The organism is Pseudomonas sp. HP_14 (genome assembly GCF_055283875.1).
On record NZ_JBTOQI010000005.1, the window covers coordinates 1 to 24,560 of the forward strand.

Genomic DNA, 24,560 nt, shown 5'->3' on the forward strand with positions numbered 1-24,560 from the left:
TATGGTCTCGTGGGCTCGGAGATGTGTATAAGAGACAGCGTCAGGTCAGGCGATAACTTATCGACAGATAGAACGTATCGCGAGCAAGCTCACTCCTACAGGGTTCAATGTTTGCCGCAAAGCACGGGGCCTGACCTACAAGTCCAGTGTGCTTACTTCTTCACCGGCACGATTTCAGTGATCTGCCCGTTGGTGAGTTGTACCTGCACATATTTGTCGTGGATCTGCACCCACTGGGATTCTTTGGCCGGTTCTTTCAGGCCGCGTTTGCTCCAGTCTTTGAGACCTTCTTCAGTGCGGCGGAATTTCTCAGGTGCACGGGAGCCGAGCTCCAGCTCATGCATGTTGTCTTTGGACTTTTCAATGGTCGGCTCTGGGGCATCGGCGGCCTGGACTGACAGGCTGGTCACAGAAACGCAGCCAAGAATTGCCAGACAGGCGACGAGTGATTTGCTCTTCATATACAGCTCCTATGGCTCAGTGCGTAATGCTCTGTTCGTAGCTCTAGGACAACTGACGAAAAAAATCATTCGGTTTGATTGTGCGGTGATGGCCGTTGGGGTCGTTGATTCGTGAACCAGTGCTCGCCCTGACGGCGCAGGGCGAGCATCTGTGTTCTTAACTCTTCAGTGTTTCGGCGACGGTGCTGGCCAGCGGCGTAGTCGGGCGGCCGATCAAAGCGCTCAATTGGCGGCTGTCATCGAACAGCGCGCCCTTGGCGGCCGCCGCGTCCGAGTCCGACAGCAGATCAGCAACGAAACCTGGCAGGCCTGCTTGAACCAGTGCCGCTTGAAAATCAGCCTGTGGCAGGTCGGTATAGGGCACGGTTTTGCCGGCCTGTTTCGATATTTCTGCGGCAAAGTCGCTCAGCGTATAGAGGTCGTCACCCGCCAGTTCATAGACGCGACCGGCCTGATTCTCAGCCGAGGTCAATACTGCAACGGCTGCGTCCGCGTAATCGGCGCGCGCTGCCGAGCTGATACGGCCATCGGCCGCACTGCCAAACACTGCGCCATGTTCCAGCGCGGCAGGAATGCCCGCCGTGTAATTCTCCGTGTACCAGCCGTTGCGCAGCAGCACGAAAGGTATACCTGACGCCCGCAGCGCAGTTTCGGTCTGGCGGTGCTCTTCTGCCAGGCCCAGCAATGAGGTGTCGGCATGCAGAACGCTGGTATAGGCGAGCAGTTTTACGCCGGCACGCTTTGCCGCATCGATGACGGCTTGATGCTGGGCGGTACGCTGACCCACTTCGCTGGATGAAATCAGCAGAATTTTCTCGGCACCTTTGAAGGCGCTTTCCAGTGTTGCGGCTTGAGAGTAGTCGGCGTGACGCACCTGTACGCCCAATGCGGCAAGGTCAGCAGCTTTTTCCGGGCTGCGCACGGCGGCGATGATTTGCCCTGCGGGAACGCTAGCCAGCAGTTTTTCAATAACGAGACGGCCCAACTGACCGGTCGCTCCAGTAATGACGTACATGCTCGGTTCCTTGAATGTATTTAAGGGAAGCCAGAGCATAAACATGATGCTAACCTTTCGTAAGTACGTACAAAAAGGTAAGTGTCATGAATGGGTCAGAGCAGCAAAGCCGTTCATTGCTCGCAGCAGTGATGGACGCGCGGGCGGGCGAGTTGATGGCGGCTGATTGTCCTTCGCGAATCGTGCTCAATCACGTGTGCAGCCGCTGGGGCGTATTGGTGCTGGTAGTACTGCGCAGCGGAATGCACCGCTTCAGTGAGCTGCGGCGCAAGATTGGCGGCGTGAGCGAGAAGATGCTTTCGCAGACGTTGCAGCATCTGGAGGGTGATGGCTTCGTCGAGCGCAAAGCGTTGCCGGTGGTACCACCCCATGTCGAATACCGCCTGACCCCGCTGGGTGAAGAAGTGGCGCAGCAGGTCGAAAGTCTGGCGAACTGGATCGAGGATAACTTGCCAAGGATCATGCAGGCGCGGGAAGAAGTGGATTCAGCCAGATTGACCTGATTACTGTTTGATGTGGCAGTAGCTTGTGGGAGCCGAGCTTGCTCGCGATAAACGATAACGCTGTATGTCGTCTAGCTGCGTCTTATGCATCGCGAGCAAGCTCCGCTCCCACAGGATCCGCGGGATTTCTTGAGCTTCACTCGGGCAAAAGGCGACATGACGAGGCCGGGCAGCATCATGGCGGCGCGGGAAGAAGTGGATTCAGCCAGACTGACCTGATTACTGTTGGATGTGGCAGTAGCTTGTGGGAGCCGAGCTTGCTCGCGATAAACGATAACGCGGTATGTCGTCTAGCTGCGTCTTATGCATCGCGAGCAAGCTCTGCTCCCACAGGATCCGCGGGATTTCTTGAGCTTCACTCGGGCAAAAGGCGACATGACGAGGCCGGGCAGCATCATGGCGGCGCGGGAAGAAGTGGATTCAGCCAGATTGACCTGATTACTGTTTGATGTGGCAGTAGCTTGTGGGAGCCGAGCTTGCTCGCGATAAACGATAACGCGGTATGTCGTCTAGCTGCGTCTTATGTATCGCGAGCAAGCTCCGCTCCCACAGGATCTGCGGGATTCTTTGAGCTTCACCCAGACAAAAAAATGCCCGGCGACACGAAGAGGCCGGGCAAAGGGGAGGTGAATCGGTTATTTCGGTTGCAGTGCCTCTCGGACCGCTTTCACGTCAGCGCTGGACACAGCAGGGGCGGCGTTACCCCAACTGTTGCGCACGTAAGTCAGTACGTTAGCGACGTTGTCATCGGACAATGCCCAACCCAGTGCAGGCATCGCCGGTGCGGTCGGCGCAGCATCGGTGGCTCCGGCGCGACTGCCCGCCAGTATCACGCGGATCATCGACGACGGGTCCGCGCTGTTGACCAGTGGGGCCATCGCCAGTTTCGGGAACAGGTTTTCTGTCCCTTCACCATTGCCCACGTGGCACGCTGAACAGCGGTCGGCATAGATGGTTTTGCCTGCGAGCATGGCCGGATCTTTCGCGTCCAGCGCCTTGGGTGGTGCAGCCGGTTTCGCGCCATCCTTGAGGTACACCGCCACGGCCATCAGGTCGGCATCCTTCCAGTGCTGCGATGAATGCTCGACTTCCTCGGCCATAGGACCGGAGGCAATGTCGAAACGATTGGCACCGGTCTTCAGGTACTTGACGATGTCTTCCTCGGTCCACTTGCCAATGCCACTGTGGGCGTCGGCGGTGATGTTCGGCGCAACCCAGTTCTGCAGGTTGGCCCCGGTCAGGAATTGATCGTTCTTGTCACCCCCGGTCAAGCCTTTGGGCGTGTGGCAGGTACCGCAATGCCCCAGACCTTCTACCAGATAAGCACCGCGGTTCCACTGTTCGGACTTCTGCGGGTTGGCTTTGAATTCGCCTTCCTTGAAGTTCATCAGGTTCCACGCCAGCAAGCTGGTGCGCACGTTGAACGGGAAGGGCAACTGGTTGGTTTCAACCTTGTTGTCCACCGCATCCAGCGTTTGCAGATAGGCCCAGATCGCCTGATTATCCTGACGCGTCACCTTGGTGTACGCGGTGTACGGCATTGCCCCGTACAAACGCTTGCCGTCCAGCCCGTGGCCTTTGGACATGGCGTTCTGGAAATCCTCGAACGTCCACCGGCCAATACCGGTGACCGGATCGGGCGTGATGTTCGCCCCCAACAGTTTGCCGAACGGCGTATCCAGTACCACGCCACCGGAGAAGGCCGGTTTGCCGGGCAGGGTATGACAGGCGGTGCAGTCGCCCAAAGTGGTCAGATAACGGCCTTGTTCCACCAGGTTGTACGAGTCGGCACCGGTGCCAGCGTGTGCGACGTTAAGGGTCAGACCCAGTACGCCGACACAGACAGAGAGAAGAGTCTTCATACTGGGATCATCTCCCCTGGGCGCTTCAAATATCGGGTGCGAATCGCATCAGCGGCTTTGAAGGCCAGTGCCGCGACGGTGCCGGTGGGGTTGTAGCCAGGGTTCTGCGGGAAGGCCGAAGAGCCCACCACAAACAGGTTTGGTACATCCCAGACCTGCAGGTATTTGTTCACCGAACTGTTTTTCGGGTCCGCGCCCATGATGAAACCGCCAACGATGTGCGAAGACTGATACGGCGAACTGTTCCAGTGCCCGGTCTGGGCGCTGTCGACCATTTGCACCGGGTTCATGCTCTTGGCGATCTCGTGGACCTTGCCGGTCACATAAGCGGCCATCTTGCGGTCGTTTTCCGGGAAGTCGAAGGTGATCCGCAGCAAGGGGCGCCCCAGCGGGTCCTTGTAGGTCGGGTCCAGCGACAGGTAGTTGCCGCGAATCGAGTAGCTGCTCGCTTCACAGCCGATGGACATGCTGTTGGCGTAGTTCTTGACGGTTGCCTGCTTCCATTGCGAACCCCAGGTCGGGGTGCCCGGTGGCACTGGGCGCGATTCGATGGGCGCTGCGCCGATGGGCGTAACTCGGGTGCTGCCGCCGCCGACGAAACCCAGGCCGGAGTGGTCGAAGTTGTCGTTGTTGAATTCATCGATGCCCATGCCAATCGCACCACCGCCGATGAACGGATTGAAGTTCTTGTCATCGAAGAACAGGCGCACGTTGTTGGCGGTCTGGTAGGCATAGTTACGGCCGGTCGTACCGGTGTTGGTCACCGGGTCGTAAGGTTTGCCCACTCCGGACAGCAGCATCAGACGGACGTTTTCAAAGATGAACGCGCTGATGACCACCAGATCGGCAGGTTGCTCGAACTCATCGCCATTGGCATCGACAAAGATGATCCCGGTGGCGCGTTTGCCGGTGCTGTCCATGGTCACGCGCAGCACTTCACAATTGGTCTTGGCGGTGAAGTTCGGCTTGCGTATCAGCACCGGCAGTACCGTGGTGATCGCACTGGCCTTGGAGTAGTTGGCACAGCCGTAGTTGGTGCAGAAACCACAGAAGGTGCAGGCACCCATGGTCACGCCCAGCGAGTTGGTGTAAGCCCGGGACACCAGTGCCGAGGGTACGGGGAAGGGCTTGTAGCCCAGATTCTTCGCCGCTTCGGCGAACAAAACCGGCGCATAGGTCTGTTCAGTAGGCGGGTTCGGGTATTCTTCCGAACGCGCACCTTCGAAGGTGTTGCCGCCTTCCTGAATCACGCCCTTGATGTTGCCAGCCTTGCCGGAAACCCCGGCCAGACGGTCGAACTTGGTATAGAACGGTTCCATTTCCTCCCAGTCAGTGCCCCAGTCCTGCAGGGTCAACTCGGCGGGCAGCTCTTTGCCGTAACGCTCGGTGAGGTGGCTGTGCAGGCGGAACTCTTCAGGCTGAAAGCGAAAGGCAATTCCAGCCCAGTGGTTGCCGGCGCCGCCGGTCCCGTTACCGGGGTGAAAAGAGCCCCAGCTGCGCATGGGCAAGGCCTTTTCGGTGACGTTATTGCGGATGGTGCACGTGTTCTGTTTGGTGCGCAGCATCAGATCCTGACGGCGCGCGTAGCGCAATTCGTCAGTGGCGGAAGCGATGTTGAAGTCCGCTGCCGTGTCGCGCCACGGGCCGCGTTCGAAGCCAATAACACTCAAGCCTTCATCGGCCAGTTCGTTGGCAATGATAGATCCGGCCCAGCCGAGTCCGACAACCACCACATCGGTGGAAGGTAGTTTTCTAGCCATGACGATTAACCCTTCTTTTGCCAGGCGGAGCTGCCGATGATCGATATCGGTGTGAGGTCGAGTTTCTGGTTATGCCGACCGATGTAATCGCGGTAGTCATAACGGGCACCGGGGAAGCCGATCATTTTCCACGACACCATGTCGCGATTGCCGCCGTACACGGGGTCGGCAAAGAAGCCTTCCATGGTGTTGCCCAGCACCTGCTGGAAGAACAGCTTGGCATCGATGCCTTCCAGCTCGATGGCGCCTTTTTCCAGATCGGTCAGGACCTTGTCGCGCTCTTCATTGCTCAGGGCGCTGAAGACTTTCTGGTGTTGCTGCTGGCAGTAGCGTGTCAGGGCGGCGATGCCCAGGCGATAACGCTCACGGGGCACCAGTGGCGATTGATCGCCCTGCATCGGCGTGCCTTTTTCGAACGGGCCCTGCATGTACAGGCGATCAAAAGTGCCGTACTCGCCTGCCAACTGGCGGTCGATGAATACGGCGCATCCGGCATCTTTGCCGCTGACGCTCAGGTCGTCAGCCGGGATCAGACGCTCAACAATGGCTTCGACTTCCCGGGCTTCTTCGGCAGTAAAGAATTGCCAGCCGGGTGTTTCGTAGTGCATCGGACCGTTATGGTCAAAAGGCACCCATTGCGGTACGCCGGTCAGGGTGGCGGCCTTGGCACTGGCGGCGGCACCGGCTGCCAGGGTGGTGGCGGAAGACACGAGCAGTTGGCGGCGGGTCAGGCCTTTGGGAGGTAGGTCAGTCATTCAGGGCTCCTGCGAACGCTTACGACGGGAAGGTGTCCCATCCATAGCTGACGTTTCGCGGTCAATACACGGTGTTTGTCCGACTGGGGGACAAATGAAAGCTCACGCGAGGGTGTGACATTAGGTCTCTGGCAAGGCCGCAGCTGGGCAGTGCATGCTAGGCAGGCAATAGCCAGATTCCGAGATCATCTTTTCCGCACGTTCCGCCATCATAGATATGTTGCTAAACGTTTCGCCGCACTCATTTCACAAATTACTGTTGCGCGAGAAGTAACAATCTACGGCTCATTGACGACCGCTCATGCCGGTTGGACAAGACAATCCTCACTAAACGGGCACTTCTTGGTATCGTGCGCACCCTGTCGCATTTAGAAATCTTTACTCACAACTTTTGTGCTGTGCGGCCAGCATCCGTTTTAGTCATCCATCGAGAAGCTGTAGAAATGCCCGATCCCATTCCTTTGAAAGACCACGAGAAAGATGCGCGGCTGGTTAACCGGCGGCTGATCGCTTGCGCGTTGCTCGTGAGTGTCTTGAGTGCGTGCCTGATTGCACGGATGTATTTCTTGCAAGTCACCGAGTTCGCCTATCACTCGACCATCTCTGAAAATAACCGCGTCCATGTACTGCCAATAGCTCCCGAGCGCGGCCTGATTTATGACCGTAACGGTGTGGTGCTGGCGGATAACCGGCCCAGCTACAACATGACGCTGACCCGCGAGCGGGCAGGGGACTGGCACAAGGTCATCGATGAAGTGATGGTCTTGCTCAAACTCCCCGAGGAAGAACGCATCCTCTTCGACAAAGACCTCAAGCAAGTGCGTCACCCGTTCGAACCTGTGACCTTGCTGTACGAGCTGACTGAAGAGCAGATCGCCGTGCTGGCCGTCAATCAGTACCTGTTGCCGGGTATCGACGTTGAGCCGCAGTTCGTCCGGCACTACCCGCTGGGGGCGCACTTTGCCCATTCCATTGGCTACGTCGGCCGGATCAACGAGAAAGAAGCAAAGCAGCTGGATTCCGTTGAATACCGCGGCACTCAGTCCATCGGCAAGACCGGTATCGAGCGTTTTTACGAGTCCGAGTTGCACGGCAAGGTCGGCTACGAGGAAGTGGAAACCAACGCGCAGGGACGGGTATTGCGCGTGCTTAAACATACCGATCCGACACCCGGAAAGAACATCACTTTGAGCCTCGATATTCATCTGCAGGAAGCCGCAGAGGAGGCGCTGGGTGATCGCCGTGGTTCAGTCGTGGCGCTGGACCCGGCGACGGGCGAGGTGCTGGCGATGGTCAGCAAGCCAAGCTTCGATCCGAATCTGTTCGTGACCGGGATCAGTTTCAAGGAGTACGCCGCGCTGCGCGACTCAATCGATCGGCCACTGTTCAATCGCGTGCTGCGCGGACTGTATGCGCCGGGTTCAACGATCAAGCCGGAAGTGGCCATCGCCGGGCTTGATACCGGTGTCGTGAACGCCTCGACCAAAGTCTTCGACCCCGGCTATTTCCAGCTGCCGGACTTCGATCACAAGTACCGTAACTGGAACCACAGCGGTGATGGCTGGGTGGACATGGACGCCGCAATCATGCGTTCCAACGACACCTACTTCTACACCGTCGCGCACAAGCTCGGCATTGATCGCATGTACGACTACATGACCATGTTTGGCCTGGGTCAGAAGGTCTCGCTGGACATGTTTGAAGAGTCGGCAGGGTTGATGCCGTCGCGCCAGTGGAAGCGGGCGACGCGGCGCCAGACCTGGTTCCCGGGTGAGACGGTGATTCTCGGCATCGGCCAAGGCTACATGCAGGTCACGCCGTTGCAACTCGCTCAGGCCACTTCCCTGATCGCCAACAAAGGTGTGTGGGTACGCCCGCACCTGGCCATGGAAGTGGGCGACCGTGCGCCAGTGGACGAGCACCCGATGCCGAACATCGTGCTGCACGATCCCAACGAGTGGAACCAGGTCAACATCGGTATGCAGATGGTGATGCATGACCCGCGCGGCATTGCCCGTGCCGCGGCTCAAGGCGCGCAATACCGCATCGCGGGTAAAAGTGGTACGGCGCAGGTCGTGGCGATCAAGCAGGGCGAGCGTTATGACCGCGCCAAGACCCTCGAACGCCACCGCGACAATGCCTTGTTTGTCGGCTTTGCACCGGCTGATCACCCGAAGATTGTGGTCGCGGTCATGATCGAGAATGGCGAAGCAGGTGGTCGGGTCGCAGGTCCTGTCGTCAGGGAAATCCTTGATGCCTGGCTGCTGGACAAGGACGGCAAGTTGAAACCGCAATATGCGGCACCGGCCAAACCGGGTGAGCCCCATGTATAGGTTGTCAGCATGGGCACGGCCACCCATGCTGACTGCGGGTTCAGGTAGGAGGCAACGTGTTGGCGAGAAGGCTTGATGCGGTGATTCAGGTCTGATGCTCGCGAACAAGTTCGCGCCTACCGTGTGGAGCGCGCTGTCGGGTAGGAGGCAACTTGTTGGCGAGAGGGCTTGATGCGGTGATTCAGGTCTGACGCCTCGCGAACAAGTTCGCGCCTACCATTGAGCCGTGATAAGTGCACCGCGGTACGTTCAGTAAGCTTCGGTGCTTGTCTCTCTGGCGAGCACCGCCCACAGGTAACCCGCGTTGCACAGATCGACCTGTGTCACAGGCTGAACTGTACGCCGCACAGCCTGTCGATCACTGATGCGTGCCAAGACTCCGGCTACGTTTTCCATTTGTCTCGACAAGGAAACCAGCATGTCCAAAACCATTGCCGATCACCTCGCTCAAACCCTCGCCAGTGCTGGCGTCAACCGGATCTGGGGGGTGAGCGGTGACAGTCTGAACGGGCTGACCGATAGCCTGGAAAAGCTCGGTTCCATCCGCTGGATGCACACCCGTCACGAAGAAGTCGCAGCCTTTGCCGCCGGAGCTGAAGCGGCGAGCACCGGCAAACTTGCGGTCTGTGCGGGTAGCTGTGGACCGGGCAACCTGCACCTGATCAACGGCCTTTACGACTGCCATCGCAATCAGGTGCCGGTGCTCGCTATCGCTGCACATATCCCGTCTTCAGAAGTAGGTCTGGGCTACTTTCAGGAAACCCATCCTCAGGAACTTTTCAAGGAGTGCAGCCATTTCGTCGAGCTGGTCAGCACGCCGGAACAATTCCCCCGAGTGCTGGAGCGAGCCATGCGCGCCGCTATCGGTCAGCGTGGTGTCGCCGTCATCGTCTTGCCAGGCGATGTGGCGCTGAGCGATGCCCCGGATGCGCTCGCCAAGTGGGTCGATACCGCGCCGCCGAGCGTCACGCCGAGTGAGCAGGACATTCAGCAACTGGCCGACATTCTTAACGAGTCCAAAGCCGTCACCCTGTTGTGCGGTGCAGGCTGCGCCGGAGCCCACGAAGAAATGGTTGCCCTGGCTGACCGGCTCGGCGCGCCAGTGGTGCATGCCTTGCGCGGTAAGCAATACGTGGAATACGACAACCCGTTCGATGTCGGCATGACCGGGTTGATCGGCTTCAGCTCCGGTTACCACGCCATGCTGTCATGCGACACGCTGGTGATTCTGGGCAGTAGTTTCCCGTACCGGAACTTCTATCCGACCGACGCTAAAATCGTCCAGATCGATATCGATCCCACCGCCCTTGGGCGACGTACGCCGATCGACCTGGGGTTGACCGGTGGCGTCAAGGAAACCCTCACTGCGCTCCTGCCAAGATTGAATCGCCAGGAGGACCGCCGTTTCCTCGACAAAGCCCTCAAGCACTACGCGAAAGCGCGGGAAGGGCTGGATGACCTGGCCACGCCATCTGCGCCGGGCAACCCGATCCATCCGCAGTACCTGACCCGTCTGATTGATGAGCAGGCGGATGCCGATGCGATTTTCAGCGTCGATGTTGGTACGCCGACGTTGTGGGCTGCACGTTACCTGCACATGAACGGTAAGCGCAGTCTGCTGGGGTCGTTCAATCATGGCTCGATGGCCAATGCCATGCCTCAGGCGTTGGGGGCGAAAGCAGCCCATCCTGATCGTCAGGTTATCTCGCTGTGCGGCGACGGGGGCCTGTCAATGCTCATGGGCGACCTGTTAAGCGTGCGGCAGCTGGATCTGCCCATCAAAATGGTGGTGTTCAACAACAGCTCGCTGGGGTTCGTCGACATGGAAATGAAAGCCAGTGGTTATGTTCCCCATGGCACCGACCTGTTCGAGACCAACTTCGCCGGGATTGCGCTGGGTGCAGGCATTCTGGGTCTTCGTGTCGAGAGTGCAGAAGAGCTGCCCGCTGCGTTGCGTAAAGCGTTCGATCATCCTGGCCCGGTATTGCTGGATGTAGTGACCGCCAAACAGGAGTTGGGTATTCCGCCGAAAATCAAACTGGCCCAGGCCAAAGGTTTCAGCCTGTACATGATGCGCGCCGTATTGGGCGGGCGAGGTGATGAGGTCTTTGAGTTGGTGAAGACCAATTTGCGGTAATCCTGCCTTGTATACCTGATACGCAAACAGTGGACCTGTAGAAGCTCACCGAGGTTATGAGGCCAGCGATAGCGGTTTGTCTGACACGCCGCCATCGCTGGCCTCGTAACCTCGGTGAGCTCCTACAGGATTGGGTTTAATCTGGAAGACTGAATGTTTTCTGAAACGCTGGTATTTTCCGCCTTCGGCAGAACCTGTAAAATCTTTAGCTCTTAAAACCAAGTATATGTCACCATTCATCGTTAACTAACTTGTCATACGTCCGACTATTTGGATCCAATAAATATATTTGTTCGGGGCACTTTCCTTTTACTCAAAGAGCCCGTAAAAACGCCGCATTGCGTTCACTGTTTCAGTGAACAAGCGTGCGCCGTAGTAACTCTTTTGTATGGAAGTACCTGTCATGATGAAAAGTCTGGGTTTCAGCAGAAAAATTCTGCTCGCCGCCGCACTGGTGGTCGTTGTTGCTTTTACCTGTTTTATCGTTGTTAACGATTATCGACAACGCCAGACTTTAAAGTCGAATGTATTCGCTGAACTGCAACAACTCGGCGGCTTGACGACCCAGAACATCCAGACCTGGCTGGACAGCCGCACGCAGCTGCTGCAGTCCATGGCGCAGCGCATTTCGGCTGACGGCAAGGCGATTCCTGATTTGCAGCGTTCAATCGGTATTGCCGCTTATACCGACAACTTTCAGCTGAGTTATTTCGGCGGCATCGACGGCGTAATGTTCTCCGTGCCAGCAGGCAATCGTGCGGCGGATTATGACCCTCGCGCTCGTGGCTGGTACAAGGCCGCACAAAATGCGCCCGGCACTATCGTGACCGAACCGTACATTGCCGCTTCGTCGGGCAAGCTGGTCGTGACACTGGCAACACCGGTTAACTATCAGAATCAGTTCATTGGCGTTGCCGGTGCTGATATTTCTCTGGACAGCATTACCAAAACCATTAACTCGCTGAACTTCGGTGGGCATGGTTATGCATTTATTGTCAGCGGCGATGGCAAGATTCTGATTCACCCGGACAGCAAACTGATTCTGAAGAACATCAGCGAAGCCTACCCAGCCGACACTCCAAAAATCGTCGCGGGCGTGAGCGAGATCCAGTCTGCCGGCAAGGCGGAAATCATGTCGCTGACCAAGGTTGAGGGTGTTTCCTCGGCCAACTGGTATGTCGCGCTGGTTCTGGATCAGGACGCGGCGTACTCAATGCTTGGCGAGTTCCGCACCTCGGCCATCACCGCCATGGTGATTTCGGTGGTGATCATTATTCTGCTGCTGGGAATGTTGATCAGTGTACTGATGCAACCTCTGCACCAGATGGGCCGTGCGATGCGTGACATCGCAGACGGTGAGGGCGACCTGACCAAGCGTCTGGCGATCACCACTCAAGACGAGTTTGGTGAGCTGGCACAGTCCTTCAACCGCTTTGTCGAGCGTATTCACGGCTCTATCCGTGAGGTGGCGTCGACTGCCGGTCAGTTGGGCGAGGTGGCGATGCGTGTGGTCAAAGCCTCCAATTCATCCATGACCAACTCTGATCAACAGGCCAATCGCACTGAAAGTGTTGCGGCGGCGATCAACGAACTGGGCGCTGCCGCCCAGGAAATTGCCCAGAACGCAGCACGTACCTCCCAGCAGTCTGCCGATGCCAGCCAGTTGGCCGGTGACGGTCAGAAAGTCGTGCAACAGACGATCAACGCCATGAACGAACTGTCGGCGAAGATCAGCGAGTCCTGCGCCAACATCGAAAACCTCAATGGCAAGACCGTCAACATCGGTCAGATTCTGGAAGTGATCACCAGTATCTCCCAACAGACCAATCTGCTTGCGCTTAACGCGGCCATTGAGGCAGCACGAGCGGGCGAGGCTGGACGTGGTTTTGCGGTCGTTGCCGACGAGGTTCGTAACCTGGCGCACCGGACTCAGGACTCGGCACAGCAAGTGCAGAAGATGATTGAGGAACTGCAGGTGGGCGCGCGCGAAGCCGTGGTCACCATGACCGAAAGTCAGCGTCAGAGTGAAAGCAGCGTGACCGTCGCCAATCAGGCGGGCGAGCGGCTGAGCAGCGTGACGCGTCGTATCGACGAAATCAACGATATGAACCAGTCGGTGGCGGCTGCTACCGAAGAGCAGACGGCGGTGGTGGAGTCGCTCAACGTCGACATTACCCAGATCAATACCCTCAACCAGGAAGGCGTCGATAACCTCAAGCTGACCCTGGATGCCTGCTCGTATCTGGAAGAACAAGCGGCGCGCTTGCAGCATCTGGTGGGGACGTTCCGGATCTGAACATGCTTGGGCGGTGCCGCAGCCGAAAAAGCCGGTTGCGGCCTGCCTGATACTTGCGCCAGACCCATCGCGGGCAAGCCCGGCTCCCACCGGTTAATGGCTAACTGTGGGAGCCGGGCTTGCCCGCGAAAGAGGCGACCCGGGCTGGCAGGTATGACGGATTACCGCTTCCATACCTCAACCTTTCACAAAACGGTTATCCAACCGTCACGTTCGATTCACCCCACTGAAACACCGCGGGCCTACTGTCAGTTGCAACTCACAACAACCGACAGAGAAGCCCATGAACCCAGCCATCCATGTCGAGCGTCTGAACAAGACCTTTGCCCGCAAGCCCGCGCTGGTTGACCTGGCATTGTCTATACAACCCGGCGAAATGGTCGCGCTGATTGGCGCTTCGGGTTCTGGCAAATCCACCTTACTGCGTCACCTTGCCGGTCTGGCGTGCTGTGATCGTGGCAATGGGGGGAGCGTGCAGGTGTTGGGCCGCGAAGTTCAGGCCGCAGGCCGTCTCAGCGGCAAAGTGCGCAAATTGCGCTCTGACATCGGCTACATCTTCCAGCAGTTCAATCTGGTCAATCGCCTCAGCGTGCTCGACAACGTGCTGCTCGGTTGCCTGGGCCGCATGCCTGGCTGGCGCGGCAATCTGGGCCTGTTCAATGCTGAAGAGAAGCAACGCGCCTTACAGTCTCTGGACCGCGTCGGGCTTGTGGATCTGGCTGCTCAGCGCGCCTCGACCCTGTCCGGCGGCCAGCAACAGCGGGTGGCAATCGCCCGGGCCTTGACCCAGCAGGCCGAGGTCATCCTGGCTGACGAACCTATTGCCTCGCTGGATCCTGAATCCGCACGCAAGGTCATGGAAATCCTCGCCGACATCAACCGCACCGACGGCAAGACCGTGGTCGTCACCCTGCATCAAGTGGATTACGCCGTGCGGTACTGCCCCCGCGCCGTGGCGCTCAAGGGCGGGCGCATTCATTTCGATGGCGATGCGCAGAACCTCAGCAGCCAGTTCCTCAACGATCTCTACGGTGCAGACGTCGACACCAGTCTGATGATTGCCGAGGAAGGCCGACGCACCGGTGCAGCGCCGCGACTGGTGCTGGCTCGCGGTTAACCGCGCCTGATTTCCATCTGTACACCAACACAACAACAGCCAAACCCACACTGAGGAGTGCTTCCATGTTGAACCGTATCGGTCGCGTCGTTGCGTCTGCCGCGCTGCTCGGCAGTTGCCTGCTGGGCACTGCCCACGCAGATGAGAAAGTCATCAACTTCGGCATCATGTCTACCGAGTCTTCGCAGAACCTGAAAAGCATCTGGCAGCCGTTTCTGGATGACATGGGCAAGAAGACCGGGTTGAAGATCAACGCCACCTTCGCATCGGATTATGCAGGTCTGATTCAGGGCATGCGCTTCAACAAGGTCGATGTGGCCTGGCTGGGCAACAAGGCGGCGATGGAAGCGGTCGACCGTTCCAACGGTGAAATCTTCGCCCAGACCTCAGCGGCCAACGGCGCGCCGGGCTATTGGAGCGTGATCATTGCCCGCAAGGACAGCCCGATCAATACCGTTGAAGACATGCTCAAGAATGCCAAGACCCTGACCTTCGGTAACGGCGATCCAAACTCGACTTCCGGCTACCTGGTGCCGGGTTACTACGTGTTTGCCAAGAACAACGTCGACGCGGCTACAGCGTTCAAACGCACGCTGAACTCCAGTCACGAAGTGAATGCCCTGAGTGTTGCCAAGGGCCAGCTGGATGTTGCGACCTTCAACACCGAAAGCTGGGATCGTCTGGAAGTCACCCAGCCGGACATGGCCGCCAAGCTCAAGGTGATCTGGAAATCCCCGCTGATCCCTGCCGACCCGATGGTTTGGAGCAAAGCCCTGTCGGACGAGAACAAAAACAAGATTCGTGAGTTCTTTGCTGACTACGGCAACACCGACGAAGAGAAAGCGGTGCTCAAAGGCATGCAACTGGGCAAGTTCCTCAAGTCCAGTGATGACCAACTGTTGCCGATCCGTCAGCTGGACCTGTTCAAGCAGCGCACCGAAACCCTCGCCAGTACCAGCCTGAATGCCGACGAGAAAGCCAAGCGCCTCAAGGACATTGATGCCGGTCTGAGCAAGTTGCAGGAACGCCTGACCGAGCTTGAGAAGAAAAACACGGCCAGCGCTGGTTGATTGATCCGCGGCGCACCTTTTCGGGTGCGCCCACCTTCTGCTGAACGAGATCCGATTATGACGAGCACGACCACCCACGCGGCGTATACCCATGCGGCGGGCAAGCGCAGTTGGCCACAATATCTGGGCTGGGGCCTGTTCCTCGCGGTGCTGGCCTGGGCCTGGCAGGGTGCGGAAATGAATCCCGTGGCGCTGTATCGCGACTCAGGAAACATGGCGACCTTCGCCTCCGATTTCTTCCCGCCTGACTTTCACGAGTGGCGCTCGTACCTGAAGGAAATGATCGTCACGGTGCAGATCGCACTGTGGGGCACGGTGCTGGCGATTGTCTGCTCGGTGCCGCTGGGCATTCTCTGTGCCGAGAACATTACCCCCTGGTGGATTCACCAGCCGTTGCGCCGGGTGATGGACGCGTTCCGCTCCATCAACGAAATGGTCTTCGCCATGTTGTTCGTGGTGGCGGTCGGGCTCGGTCCTTTTGCCGGTGTTCTGGCGCTGTGGATCAGCACCACGGGCGTACTGGCAAAACTGTTTGCCGAAGCTGTGGAAGCGATTGATCCGGGCCCCGTCGAAGGCGTGCGCGCCACCGGTGCCAGCGCCTTGCAGGAGGTGATTTACGGGGTGATCCCGCAGGTCATGCCGCTATGGATTTCCTACGCACTCTATCGCTTCGAATCCAACGTGCGCTCGGCAACAGTCGTGGGCATGGTCGGCGCGGGCGGGATTGGCGTGATCCTTTGGGAAAACATCCGCGCGTTCCAGTTCACCCAGACCTGCGCGGTATTACTGGTGATTATCGTCGTGGTCAGCTCCATCGACATCGTGTCCCAGCGTTTGCGCAAGCAGTTTATTTAACCATATGGCACGCCTTGGCCCTGTAGGAGCTGCCGCAGGCTGCGAATCGCGGGGTGTCAGAGAAACCGTTTCGCAGCCTTCGGCAGCTCCTGCAAAGGTAATCCATGTGTTGATTAAGGAAGGTTCTTTTAGCTATGGACATGTCTAGACAACAAACCGAGCCGCTGTACCTGGAGCTCGCCAACATCCTGCGCGCCGAGCTGGGCAGCTATACAGCCGGGGATTACTTGCCCCCTGAAGTCCAGCTTGCCGCGCGCTTTGAGGTCAACCGCCACACCATCCGCCGCGCCATCGACGAACTGGTGCGCGAGGGCAGTGTGCTGCGACGTCAGGGCAAAGGCACACAGGTACTGCAACGGCCGCTGATTTACCCGATGCGGGCTGACAGTGCTTACAGCCAGTCGCTGTCAGCCCAAGGCGTTGGCGTCGATGCCACGCTGTTGCAACGCCAGGAGTGCCCGGCCAGTGCCGAGGACGCCGAACATTTGCTCCTTGATCAATACGCGCCGCTGATCGAACTGCACACCTTGCGCAAACTCGACGGCCATCCGGTGAGTTTGATTCGCCATCGTTTTTGCGCCACCCGCAGCGAATTACTCGCCAGTTATAGACGCGGTTCGCTACGCCAGTTTCTGGCTGAGCGCGACCTGCCGTTGACGCGGACCCTGAGCCTGGTAGGCGCCCGGCTGCCCAGCCGGGAAGAGGCAGACCTTCTGATGATGCCTCGCCATTTACCGGTGCTCACGGTCCTCACCGTATCCCGTGACAGCAATGGTCATCCGGTGGAGTTGTCCCGCTCCACCAGTCGTTCCGACCGCTTTCAATACCAGTTCATCGTCTGATGGAGATGCCTCTTATGAACCCTGCTACAGACCCCGTTATCGCCGCACGTCAACGCTGGATCGGCGTGCTTGCCCGGGCGGCTGGCGACGAGCTGAGCCGTCACGAGTCGGCATTGCGTGACGCCGAATACCAACTGATTCGCCCGCCGGAAATCGGCATGACCCTGGTTCGCGGCCGCATGGGCGGCACGGGTGCGCCGTTCAACGTGGGCGAGATGAGCGTTACCCGCTGCGTGGTGCGCCTGGCTGACGGCCGCACCGGTTACAGCTATCTGGCCGGGCGCGACAAGCCACGCGCCGAGCTGGCGGCACTGGCCGATGCCCATTTGCAAGGCCCTCAGCAGCAACATTGGCTTAACCAATTGATCGAGCCGCTGGCCCAGGCGCAGTCCAGACGTCGTGCTGAAAAAGACGCCGGAACCGCCGCCAGCAAAGTTGAATTCTTTACCCTGGTCAGAGGAGAAGACTGATGAATGCAGCCCTGTTGCAACCGGCATTCGCCGATCCGGTGCTCGACGCCCAGCGCAGTTTTCGTGCAGCCCTCAAGGCGCTCGCAGGCCCGGGTGTCATCCATACGTTGCAGTCGGCACAGCGCCCACCAGCACTCGACGGTCTCGATTCTGCCACCCATGCCTTGTGCCTCGCCTTGCTGGATATCGACACTGCATTGTGGCTGGCTCCGGCTTTCGATACTCCGGCGATTCGCGCCAATCTGGCCTTCCACTGCGGCTGCCCGATTGTTGCTGAGCGCCGCCATGCACGCTTCGCCTTGCTCGACGAAAGCCAACTGCACGACCTGTCTGGTTTCGACCTGGGCAACGACCGCTACCCGGACCAGTCCTGCACCTTGTTGATCCAGTTGCCGAGTCTTGGCGGCGGTAACTCGATGAGCTGGCAGGGACCGGGCATCGAAAGCGAAAACAAAGTTGCCTTGCCGTTGAGTGAAACGTTCTGGAACCAGCGCGAACAGCACAACGATTTTCCCCGTGGCCTGGATGTGTTTTTTCTCGCCAGCAGCGATTTGCTGGGTCTGCCGCGCAGCACTCGGGTCTGCCAATCTGCACAGGAGCGTGCCTGATGTACGTCGCCGTCAAGGGTGGCGAACAGGCCATCGATAATGCCCACCGTTTGCTAGCGAAAAAACGCCGGGGCGATACCTCCATTGCCGAACTCAGCGTCGAGCAGATTCGTCAGCAACTGCCTTTGGCCGTGGCCCGAGTGATGACTGAAGGTTCGCTGTACGACGAGCAACTGGCCGCGCTGGCAATCAAGCAGGCGGCGGGCGACATGATCGAGGCGATTTTTCTGTTGCGCGCCTATCGCACGACACTGCCGCGCTTCAGTGCCAGCGTGCCGATCGACACCTCGGACATGCAACTCAACCGTCGTCTGTCCGCGACCTTCAAGGACTTGCCTGGCGGCCAGTTGCTGGGTCCGACGTTTGACTACACCCATCGCCTGCTGGACTTCACCTTGCTGGCGGAAGGTGAGTTTCCAGGGCCGCAGGTGCAGGAGGACGCGGCCCTCGAACCCTGCCCACGGGTATTGGGGTTGCTGGCCAAAGAAGGCTTGATGAAGAACGAAGCTGACAGCAGCGAAGCCATTCCCGATATCACCCGCGAGCCATTGGAGTATCCCGCCAATCGTGCCCAGCGTTTGCAGGCGCTGGCCCGTGGCGATGAGGGGTTTCTGCTGGCCTTGAGTTATTCGACCCAACGCGGTTACGGCCGCAATCACCCGTTCGCCGGGGAAATTCGTATCGGCGAAGTCGAGGTCTGGATCGAGCCGGAAGAACTGGGCTTTCCGATTGCCATCGGCGCTATCGAAGTGACCGAGTGCGAAATGATTAACCAGTTCGTTGGTTCGGCCACTGAACAAGCGCAATTCACGCGGGGTTACGGGCTGGCCTTCGGTCACGCAGAGCGCAAGGCAATGGCTATGGCGCTGGTTGATCGCTCGCTGCGCGCTGAAGAGTTCAACGAAGAAATCCAGTCACCGGCGCAACAGGAAGAGTTCGTTCTCGCCCACTGCGACAACGTCGAGGCGGCGGGTTTCGTCTCGCACCTGAAGCTACCTCACTACGTCGACTTCCAGTCCGAGCTGGAACTGATCCGCAAGTTGCGCGCGCCTGCACACAAGGAACTCAAGCCATGAATGCTTATCAGCAGGCACATTCCCAGCCTCAGCCAAAGCCCCAGCGGGATGAGGCCTACAACTTCGCGTACCTGGATGAACAGACCAAACGCATGATCCGTCGCGCCTTGCTCAAGGCAGTGGCGATTCCTGGCTATCAAGTGCCGTTCGGCGGTCGTGAAATGCCGCTGCCCTATGGCTGGGGCACGGGTGGCATGCAACTGACAGCGGCGATTCTGGGCGCTGAAGACGTGCTTAAAGTCATTGACCAGGGCGCGGATGACACGACTAACGCAGTGTCGATCCGGCGCTTCTTTGCTCGCACTGCCGGTGTCGAAACCACCGAAAGAACACCTGAGGCCACGGTCATCCAGACCCGCCACCGGATTCCGGAAACTCCGCTGAGCGCGGAGCAGATTCTGGTTTATCAGGTGCCGATTCCTGAGCCATTGCGCTTCATTGAGCCATTGGAAACCGAAACCCGGACCATGCACGCCCTTAATGATTACGGGGTCATGCACGTCAAGCTTTACGAAGACATCGCCACCTTCGGCCACATCGCGACCAGCTACGCCTACCCGGTGATGGTTGATGAACGCTACGTGATGGACCCTTCGCCGATCCCCAAATTCGATAACCCCAAGCTCGACATGAGTCCGGCGTTGATGCTGTTCGGGGCAGGGCGGGAGAAACGTCTGTACGCCGTACCGCCGTTCACCAAAGTCGTAAGCCTGGACTTCGAGGACCATCCGTTTCAGATCCAGAGCTGGGAGCACAACTGCGCCATCTGCGGCAGCCACGACTCTTATCTCGATGAGCTGATTCTTGACGATGCAGGGACCCAGAGCTTCGTCTGTTCTGACACCGACTACTGCGCTCAGCGCGTCATCCAGCAACAGGAGGCGGGCCAATGACCAGCGCGCAAGCCCGACCCAACGTCGTAGCACTGCCGGAGAGCACGCAGCCGCTGCTCACTGTGCGTGACCTGACCAGGCTCTATGGCCCGGACAAGGGCTGCCAGGGCGTCAACTTCGAGCTGTATCCGGGAGAAGTACTGGGCATCGTCGGCGAATCCGGCTCCGGGAAGTCGACGTTGCTGTCGCTGCTCAGTGGTCGCTGCCCGCCGGATCGTGGCGGCATCGATTACCGCGGCAAGGACGGTCAGGTACTGGACCTGTACAGCGCCAGTGAGGCCCAGCGCCGCACCTTGCTACGCACCGAGTGGGGTTTCGTCGAGCAAAGCCCGCGTGACGGGCTGCGCATGGGCGTGTCCGCCGGGGCCAACATCGGCGAGCGGCTGATGGCTCAGGGCGTGCGCAATTATCAGGCGCTGCGCGCTGCCGGTATCGACTGGCTGACCCAAGTGGAAATCGACCCGCTGCGCATCGACGACCTGCCACGGACCTTCTCCGGTGGTATGCAGCAACGCTTACAGATCGCCCGCAATCTGGTCTCCAGCCCACGACTGGTGTTCATGGACGAGCCTACCGGCGGCCTCGATGTTTCCGTGCAGGCGCGCTTGCTGGATCTTTTGCGTGCGCTGGTGCGGGAGCTGGACCTGGCGGTGGTGATTGTCACCCACGACCTGGCCGTCGCCAGACTGCTGGCCGACCGTTTGATCGTGATGCGTCGTTCGCGGGTGGTGGAAACCGGTTTGACCGACCAGATCCTCGATGATCCACAGCATCCGTATTCGCAACTGCTGGTGTCTTCGGTGCTGCAACCGTGAACCGCTTTTTGGAGGACGTCTCATGAGTACCCTGATCGAGGTCCGCGACCTCTCGAAAACTTTCACCCTGCACCAGCAGAATGGCGTGGTACTCAACGTGCTGCGCGGCTTGAATTTCGCGGTGCGCGGTGGCGAATGCCTGGTTTTGCATGGCGATTCAGGGGCAGGCAAGAGCACCTTGCTGCGCACCCTGTACGCCAACTATCTGCCTGCGGGGGGCAGCATTCGCGTCCAGCATGGCGGCGAGTGGCTGGAGCTGGTCAATGCGCAACCCCGACAAGTGCTGGCCGTACGTCGTCAGACGCTGGGCTACGTCAGCCAGTTCCTGCGAGTAATCCCCAGGGTTGCCAGCCTTGATGTGGTGATGGAACCCGCACTGGCGCGGGGCTGGTCGAAGGCGGATGCCAAAGCCCGTGCCGAACAACTGCTGACGCGTTTGAACATTCCGCAACGCCTGTGGCAACTGGCGCCCGGGACATTTTCCGGTGGTGAGCAGCAACGGATCAATATTGCCCGGGGCTTCATGGTGCCGTGGCCCGTGCTGTTACTCGATGAACCCACTGCGTCGCTCGACGAAAGCAATCGCCAGGTCGTGCTGGAACTGATGAATGAAGCCAAGAGCGCCGGAGCTGCGTTGATCGGCATCTTCCACGACCGCGCTGCGCGTGAGGCGGTTGCCGACCGTTATCTGGACATGACCCCGGTGGACCTGACCGCCAAGGAGTTGCTGCAATGCTGAACGAACAGATTCTGACCAATGCTCAGGTTGTCGCCGCTGATCAGGTGTTCAACGGCACCGTGGTCCTGCGCGACGGGCTTATCGTCGACCTGCAGACCGGCCGCAGCCAGTTGCCTCAGGCGCTGGACTTGCAGGGGGATTATCTGCTGCCGGGCCTCGTCGAACTGCACACCGATAACCTCGAAAAGCACCTGTCGCCGCGCCCCGGTGTGGACTGGCCGTCGGCCTCTGCGGTGCTCAGTCACGATGCGCAGATCATTGCATCCGGCATCACCACGGTGTTCGACGCATTGTCTATCGGCGATGTGAACCCAAAGGGCAAGCGCATGCAGCAACTGCCCGCCATGCTAGAGGCCATCGCCAGTGCCAATGCGGCGGGATTGACCCGTGCCGAACACCGTCTGCACTTGCGTTGTGAAGTCTGCCACCCGGACACCTTGAGCGTGTTCCGCGATCTGGTCGAACAGCCATTGGTGCAACTGGTTTCAGTGATGGACCACTCGCCGGGCCAGCGTCAGTTTGCGCTGGAGTCCAAGTATCGCGAGTACTACATGGGCAAGTACCACCTGACGACGGCGCAGATGGATGAGTTCATTGTTGAGCAGGTGGCCAATTCCCGGGAATACAGCGACCGCTTTCGTCGCGCCATTGTGGAGGATTGTCTGACGCGCGGGCTGTCGGTCGCCAGTCATGACGACGCGACCCTGGCCCACGTGGAAGAGTCGGCAGGCTATGGCATGAGCATTGCCGAGTTTCCGACGACCATGGAGGCCGCGCAGGGCTGCCGACGGTTGGGCATGAGCGTGTTGATGGGCGCACCCAATGTGGTACGTGGTGGTTCGCACTCGGGTAACGTGGCAGCCGTCGATCTGGCGAAAGAAGGGCTACTGGATATTCTCTCCAGCGACTATTATCCGGCCAGCCTGTTGCAGGCCGCATTTACGCTGGCCGGGCAGAGCGAGTACTGCACGCTGCCACAAGCGGTGGCAATGGTCAGTCGAGCCCCGGCGGTTTCTGCCGGGCTGGACGATCGTGGGGAGATTCGTGTCGGGTTGCGTGCCGATCTGGTTCACGTCCGGGCTGATCGTGGTCGGGTTGAAGGCGCGTTACCGGTTATTCAGCAGGTCTGGCGACAAGGCAAGAGGGTGTATTGATGGCTGGCAGGTTGATCTATCTCATCGGGCCGTCCGGTTCGGGCAAGGACAGCCTGCTGGACAGCGCACGTGACGAGCTGAACCGGCGCGGTTGCCGGGTTGTACAGCGGGTGATTACTCGTTCGGCGGAAGCCGTGGGCGAGGCGGCTCAGGCGGTGACGGCCGAGCAGTTCATCGCGATGCAGGCTCAGGGCGATTTTGCCTTGAGCTGGCAGGCCAACGGCTTGCATTACGGTATCCCCAGGCAGATCGATGAATGGCTGGAAGAAGGCCACGACGTGCTGGTCAACGGTTCCCGGGCGCATCTGCCTCAGGCCCGGCAGCGTTATCCCGATTTGCTGGCCATTTTGCTGACGGTCAGTGATGACATCTTGCGTCAGCGCTTGCTGGCCCGTGGCAGAGAAGCACTGGCTGACATCGAAGCCCGGTTGCAACGCAACTCCAGATTCACCGTGGAATTGCTCGCTGATGATCCTGCGGTGTTCGTGCTGGACAACTCGGGGGCGCTGGCGCAGACCACTGAGCGCCTGTTGCAGCGCATCGCGCATGAGCACGCATGCGCCTGACGTTGCTGGGCACCGCCGATGCCCGTCAGGTCCCGGTTTACGGCTGCCAGTGCCCGGCGTGTGCGGCGGCGCATGCCAATCATCAGTTACGGCGTCTGCCGTGCAGCGCGCTTGTCGAATGTGGTGATCAACGCTGGTTGATCGACAGCGGGCTGACCGATCTGGCCGAGCGCTTTGCACCGCACACCCTCAACGGCATTTTGCAGACTCATTACCACGCCGATCACGCTCAGGGTTTGCTGCATTTACGCTGGGGCCAGGGGCTGATAATCCCCGTGCATGGCCCGCAGGATCCGGAAGGCCTGGCCGATCTGTACAAACATCCCGGCATTCTCGACTTCAGTCTGCCATTCAGCGCATTCGAAACGCGGCAGCTTGGCACGCTGACGGTCACGGCTATGCCGCTGGTGCATTCCAGACCCACTTTGGGTTATCTGTTGGAGGGTGAGGGCAGGCGTATCGCCTACCTCACGGATACGGTCGGTCTGCCTGACGCGACAGCCGAGTATCTGCAACGTCAGCCACTGGATGTGCTGATTCTCGATTGTTCTATGCCGCCGCAACCTCAGGCGCCACGTAATCACAATGATTTGAACCTTGCGCTACAGGCCGTCGAGCAACTGCAGCCGGGTAAAGCGGTGCTGACCCACGTCGGTCATACACTGGACGCATGGTTGATGGACCACGGGCCTGAATTGCCGGAGCACGTGATCGTGGCCCGGGATGGCATGCAGGTGTAATCCTTGTGCACTGCTGGTAAGGCCTGCGATCCCCGAACTTCACTGAAGAAGATCGTTCAAACGTGACATATCGATCATCAGGTCACGGCCATGATGGTCATTTGAATGGCGTGGAGATTTACCAATGAGCAGTCAACCTTACGCTACAACAGCACCGAGTCGCGCTGAAGTCGATGCCTATGCCGGTGCGACGCTGATTCAGTTTGGTACGGACTGGTGCGGCTTCTGCAAAGCCGCCGAGCCGCTGGTCAACAAGGTTCTGGCGGATTATCCGGATGTGCGTCATCTCAAAATCGAAGACGGCAGCGGACGCCCTCTGGGGCGTTCATTCAGGATCAAACTGTGGCCAACCCTGATCTTCATGCGCGACGGCGTCGAACTGAGTCGCCTGGTGCGGCCGGGTAATGTCAGCGATATCGAAGAGGCTTTTGAAGGGATGGTGCAGGAAGTCTGAAACCGCACAGCTCCGTAGGAACGGCTTTAGCCGGGAGCG

Annotated in this window: 23 protein-coding genes and 1 pseudogene; 19 read left to right on the forward strand and 5 right to left on the reverse strand. The window is 59.1% G+C overall.

Features of this window, described 5'->3' with window-relative positions:
• Positions 1-152: 152 nt before the first annotated feature.
• Positions 153-461 (reverse strand): RcnB family protein, encoded by a 309-nt coding sequence (locus tag ACYASS_RS05170; RefSeq protein WP_463585321.1) that lies wholly within the window; start codon positions 459-461, stop codon positions 153-155.
• A gap of 157 nt (positions 462-618) precedes the next feature.
• Positions 619-1,476: an SDR family oxidoreductase gene (locus tag ACYASS_RS05175; protein WP_463585322.1), complete on the reverse strand. Its 858-nt coding sequence runs from the start codon at positions 1,474-1,476 to the stop codon at positions 619-621.
• A 131-nt stretch (positions 1,477-1,607) separates the two neighbouring features.
• Here ACYASS_RS05175 and ACYASS_RS05180 point away from each other — a divergent pair, with 131 nt between their 5' ends.
• Positions 1,608-1,979, forward strand: a complete 372-nt coding sequence (locus ACYASS_RS05180; protein WP_463585449.1) for a winged helix-turn-helix transcriptional regulator — start codon at positions 1,608-1,610, stop codon at positions 1,977-1,979.
• 635 nt (positions 1,980-2,614) lie between these two features.
• On the opposite strand, the gene ACYASS_RS05185 is transcribed toward ACYASS_RS05180, so the two are convergent.
• Genes ACYASS_RS05185 through ACYASS_RS05195 form a run of 3 tightly spaced genes read right to left on the reverse strand, consistent with a single transcriptional unit; the run spans position 2,615 to position 6,356 of the window.
• Positions 2,615-3,841, reverse strand: coding sequence for a c-type cytochrome (locus tag ACYASS_RS05185; protein ID WP_463585323.1), 1,227 nt, complete (start codon positions 3,839-3,841; stop codon positions 2,615-2,617).
• A complete protein-coding gene (locus ACYASS_RS05190; RefSeq protein ID WP_463585324.1) occupies positions 3,838-5,601 on the reverse strand; it encodes a GMC family oxidoreductase in 1,764 nt (587 codons plus the stop codon). The genes ACYASS_RS05185 and ACYASS_RS05190 overlap by 4 nt, the downstream gene beginning before the upstream one ends.
• Positions 5,602-5,606: 5 nt before the next feature.
• Positions 5,607-6,356: a gluconate 2-dehydrogenase subunit 3 family protein gene (locus ACYASS_RS05195; protein WP_463585325.1), complete on the reverse strand. Its 750-nt coding sequence runs from the start codon at positions 6,354-6,356 to the stop codon at positions 5,607-5,609.
• Between the two features lie 443 nt (positions 6,357-6,799).
• Between ACYASS_RS05195 and mrdA the strand changes: the two genes are divergently transcribed.
• From mrdA to ACYASS_RS05285, 18 genes and pseudogenes are all read left to right on the forward strand, one after another.
• A complete protein-coding gene (gene mrdA / locus ACYASS_RS05200) occupies positions 6,800-8,689 on the forward strand; it encodes a penicillin-binding protein 2 (protein WP_463585326.1) in 1,890 nt (629 codons plus the stop codon).
• A gap of 418 nt (positions 8,690-9,107) precedes the next feature.
• On the forward strand, positions 9,108-10,826 hold the full coding sequence (gene poxB / locus ACYASS_RS05205; protein ID WP_463585327.1) for a ubiquinone-dependent pyruvate dehydrogenase: 1,719 nt from the start codon (positions 9,108-9,110) through the stop codon (positions 10,824-10,826).
• A gap of 406 nt (positions 10,827-11,232) precedes the next feature.
• Positions 11,233-12,264: pseudogene (locus ACYASS_RS05210) on the forward strand (HAMP domain-containing protein); the annotation flags it as partial.
• 93 nt (positions 12,265-12,357) lie between these two features.
• Complete coding sequence (locus tag ACYASS_RS05215; RefSeq protein ID WP_463585450.1) at positions 12,358-13,122, forward strand: methyl-accepting chemotaxis protein; 765 nt, start codon at positions 12,358-12,360, stop codon at positions 13,120-13,122.
• Between the two features lie 283 nt (positions 13,123-13,405).
• Entirely contained in the window at positions 13,406-14,239 is an 834-nt protein-coding gene (gene phnC / locus ACYASS_RS05220) for a phosphonate ABC transporter ATP-binding protein (protein ID WP_463585328.1), read from the forward strand.
• Between the two features lie 65 nt (positions 14,240-14,304).
• On the forward strand, positions 14,305-15,309 hold the full coding sequence (gene phnD, locus ACYASS_RS05225; protein ID WP_027901496.1) for a phosphonate ABC transporter substrate-binding protein: 1,005 nt from the start codon (positions 14,305-14,307) through the stop codon (positions 15,307-15,309).
• A gap of 57 nt (positions 15,310-15,366) precedes the next feature.
• Complete coding sequence (phnE, locus tag ACYASS_RS05230) at positions 15,367-16,164, forward strand: phosphonate ABC transporter, permease protein PhnE (protein ID WP_463585329.1); 798 nt, start codon at positions 15,367-15,369, stop codon at positions 16,162-16,164.
• 134 nt (positions 16,165-16,298) lie between these two features.
• On the forward strand, positions 16,299-17,006 hold the full coding sequence (gene phnF, locus ACYASS_RS05235; protein ID WP_243248613.1) for a phosphonate metabolism transcriptional regulator PhnF: 708 nt from the start codon (positions 16,299-16,301) through the stop codon (positions 17,004-17,006).
• Positions 17,007-17,020: 14 nt separating this feature from the next.
• Complete coding sequence (gene phnG, locus ACYASS_RS05240; RefSeq protein ID WP_463585330.1) at positions 17,021-17,476, forward strand: phosphonate C-P lyase system protein PhnG; 456 nt, start codon at positions 17,021-17,023, stop codon at positions 17,474-17,476.
• Entirely contained in the window at positions 17,476-18,084 is a 609-nt protein-coding gene (phnH, locus tag ACYASS_RS05245) for a phosphonate C-P lyase system protein PhnH (RefSeq protein WP_463585331.1), read from the forward strand. The genes phnG and phnH overlap by 1 nt, the downstream gene beginning before the upstream one ends.
• The gene (locus ACYASS_RS05250) at positions 18,084-19,160 is read left to right on the forward strand and encodes a carbon-phosphorus lyase complex subunit (RefSeq protein ID WP_463585332.1); all 1,077 of its coding nucleotides are present in this window, start codon (positions 18,084-18,086) and stop codon (positions 19,158-19,160) included. Before phnH ends, ACYASS_RS05250 begins: the two co-directional genes overlap by 1 nt.
• Positions 19,157-20,053, forward strand: coding sequence for an alpha-D-ribose 1-methylphosphonate 5-phosphate C-P-lyase PhnJ (locus tag ACYASS_RS05255; protein ID WP_122662075.1), 897 nt, complete (start codon positions 19,157-19,159; stop codon positions 20,051-20,053). The genes ACYASS_RS05250 and ACYASS_RS05255 overlap by 4 nt, the downstream gene beginning before the upstream one ends.
• Positions 20,050-20,868: a phosphonate C-P lyase system protein PhnK gene (gene phnK, locus ACYASS_RS05260; RefSeq protein WP_463585333.1), complete on the forward strand. Its 819-nt coding sequence runs from the start codon at positions 20,050-20,052 to the stop codon at positions 20,866-20,868. The genes ACYASS_RS05255 and phnK overlap by 4 nt, the downstream gene beginning before the upstream one ends.
• Before the next feature lie 22 nt (positions 20,869-20,890).
• Positions 20,891-21,607, forward strand: coding sequence for a phosphonate C-P lyase system protein PhnL (gene phnL, locus ACYASS_RS05265; protein ID WP_463585334.1), 717 nt, complete (start codon positions 20,891-20,893; stop codon positions 21,605-21,607).
• Complete coding sequence (locus ACYASS_RS05270; protein WP_463585335.1) at positions 21,601-22,761, forward strand: alpha-D-ribose 1-methylphosphonate 5-triphosphate diphosphatase; 1,161 nt, start codon at positions 21,601-21,603, stop codon at positions 22,759-22,761. Before phnL ends, ACYASS_RS05270 begins: the two co-directional genes overlap by 7 nt.
• Positions 22,761-23,327: a phosphonate metabolism protein/1,5-bisphosphokinase (PRPP-forming) PhnN gene (gene phnN / locus ACYASS_RS05275; protein WP_463585336.1), complete on the forward strand. Its 567-nt coding sequence runs from the start codon at positions 22,761-22,763 to the stop codon at positions 23,325-23,327. Before ACYASS_RS05270 ends, phnN begins: the two co-directional genes overlap by 1 nt.
• The gene (phnP, locus tag ACYASS_RS05280) at positions 23,318-24,067 is read left to right on the forward strand and encodes a phosphonate metabolism protein PhnP (RefSeq protein WP_463585337.1); all 750 of its coding nucleotides are present in this window, start codon (positions 23,318-23,320) and stop codon (positions 24,065-24,067) included. Before phnN ends, phnP begins: the two co-directional genes overlap by 10 nt.
• A gap of 124 nt (positions 24,068-24,191) precedes the next feature.
• Positions 24,192-24,521, forward strand: coding sequence for a thioredoxin family protein (locus ACYASS_RS05285; protein ID WP_463585338.1), 330 nt, complete (start codon positions 24,192-24,194; stop codon positions 24,519-24,521).
• The last annotated feature ends 39 nt before the right edge of the window (positions 24,522-24,560 follow it).

What these genes read in the sequence shown, in the direction of transcription:
- ACYASS_RS05170 (WP_463585321.1), bottom strand. Translation starts at nt 461, where the DNA reads ATGAAGAGCAAATCACTCGTCGCCTGTCTGGCAATTCTTGGCTGCGTT.
- ACYASS_RS05175 (WP_463585322.1), bottom strand. Translation starts at nt 1,476, where the DNA reads ATGTACGTCATTACTGGAGCGACCGGTCAGTTGGGCCGTCTCGTTATT.
- ACYASS_RS05180 (WP_463585449.1), top strand. Translation starts at nt 1,608, where the DNA reads ATGGACGCGCGGGCGGGCGAGTTGATGGCGGCTGATTGTCCTTCGCGA.
- ACYASS_RS05185 (WP_463585323.1), bottom strand. Translation starts at nt 3,841, where the DNA reads ATGAAGACTCTTCTCTCTGTCTGTGTCGGCGTACTGGGTCTGACCCTT.
- ACYASS_RS05190 (WP_463585324.1), bottom strand. Translation starts at nt 5,601, where the DNA reads ATGGCTAGAAAACTACCTTCCACCGATGTGGTGGTTGTCGGACTCGGC.
- ACYASS_RS05195 (WP_463585325.1), bottom strand. Translation starts at nt 6,356, where the DNA reads ATGACTGACCTACCTCCCAAAGGCCTGACCCGCCGCCAACTGCTCGTG.
- mrdA (WP_463585326.1), top strand. Translation starts at nt 6,800, where the DNA reads ATGCCCGATCCCATTCCTTTGAAAGACCACGAGAAAGATGCGCGGCTG.
- poxB (WP_463585327.1), top strand. Translation starts at nt 9,108, where the DNA reads ATGTCCAAAACCATTGCCGATCACCTCGCTCAAACCCTCGCCAGTGCT.
- ACYASS_RS05215 (WP_463585450.1), top strand. Translation starts at nt 12,358, where the DNA reads ATGACCAACTCTGATCAACAGGCCAATCGCACTGAAAGTGTTGCGGCG.
- phnC (WP_463585328.1), top strand. Translation starts at nt 13,406, where the DNA reads ATGAACCCAGCCATCCATGTCGAGCGTCTGAACAAGACCTTTGCCCGC.
- phnD (WP_027901496.1), top strand. Translation starts at nt 14,305, where the DNA reads ATGTTGAACCGTATCGGTCGCGTCGTTGCGTCTGCCGCGCTGCTCGGC.
- phnE (WP_463585329.1), top strand. Translation starts at nt 15,367, where the DNA reads ATGACGAGCACGACCACCCACGCGGCGTATACCCATGCGGCGGGCAAG.
- phnF (WP_243248613.1), top strand. Translation starts at nt 16,299, where the DNA reads ATGGACATGTCTAGACAACAAACCGAGCCGCTGTACCTGGAGCTCGCC.
- phnG (WP_463585330.1), top strand. Translation starts at nt 17,021, where the DNA reads ATGAACCCTGCTACAGACCCCGTTATCGCCGCACGTCAACGCTGGATC.
- phnH (WP_463585331.1), top strand. Translation starts at nt 17,476, where the DNA reads ATGAATGCAGCCCTGTTGCAACCGGCATTCGCCGATCCGGTGCTCGAC.
- ACYASS_RS05250 (WP_463585332.1), top strand. Translation starts at nt 18,084, where the DNA reads ATGTACGTCGCCGTCAAGGGTGGCGAACAGGCCATCGATAATGCCCAC.
- ACYASS_RS05255 (WP_122662075.1), top strand. Translation starts at nt 19,157, where the DNA reads ATGAATGCTTATCAGCAGGCACATTCCCAGCCTCAGCCAAAGCCCCAG.
- phnK (WP_463585333.1), top strand. Translation starts at nt 20,050, where the DNA reads ATGACCAGCGCGCAAGCCCGACCCAACGTCGTAGCACTGCCGGAGAGC.
- phnL (WP_463585334.1), top strand. Translation starts at nt 20,891, where the DNA reads ATGAGTACCCTGATCGAGGTCCGCGACCTCTCGAAAACTTTCACCCTG.
- ACYASS_RS05270 (WP_463585335.1), top strand. Translation starts at nt 21,601, where the DNA reads ATGCTGAACGAACAGATTCTGACCAATGCTCAGGTTGTCGCCGCTGAT.
- phnN (WP_463585336.1), top strand. Translation starts at nt 22,761, where the DNA reads ATGGCTGGCAGGTTGATCTATCTCATCGGGCCGTCCGGTTCGGGCAAG.
- phnP (WP_463585337.1), top strand. Translation starts at nt 23,318, where the DNA reads ATGCGCCTGACGTTGCTGGGCACCGCCGATGCCCGTCAGGTCCCGGTT.
- ACYASS_RS05285 (WP_463585338.1), top strand. Translation starts at nt 24,192, where the DNA reads ATGAGCAGTCAACCTTACGCTACAACAGCACCGAGTCGCGCTGAAGTC.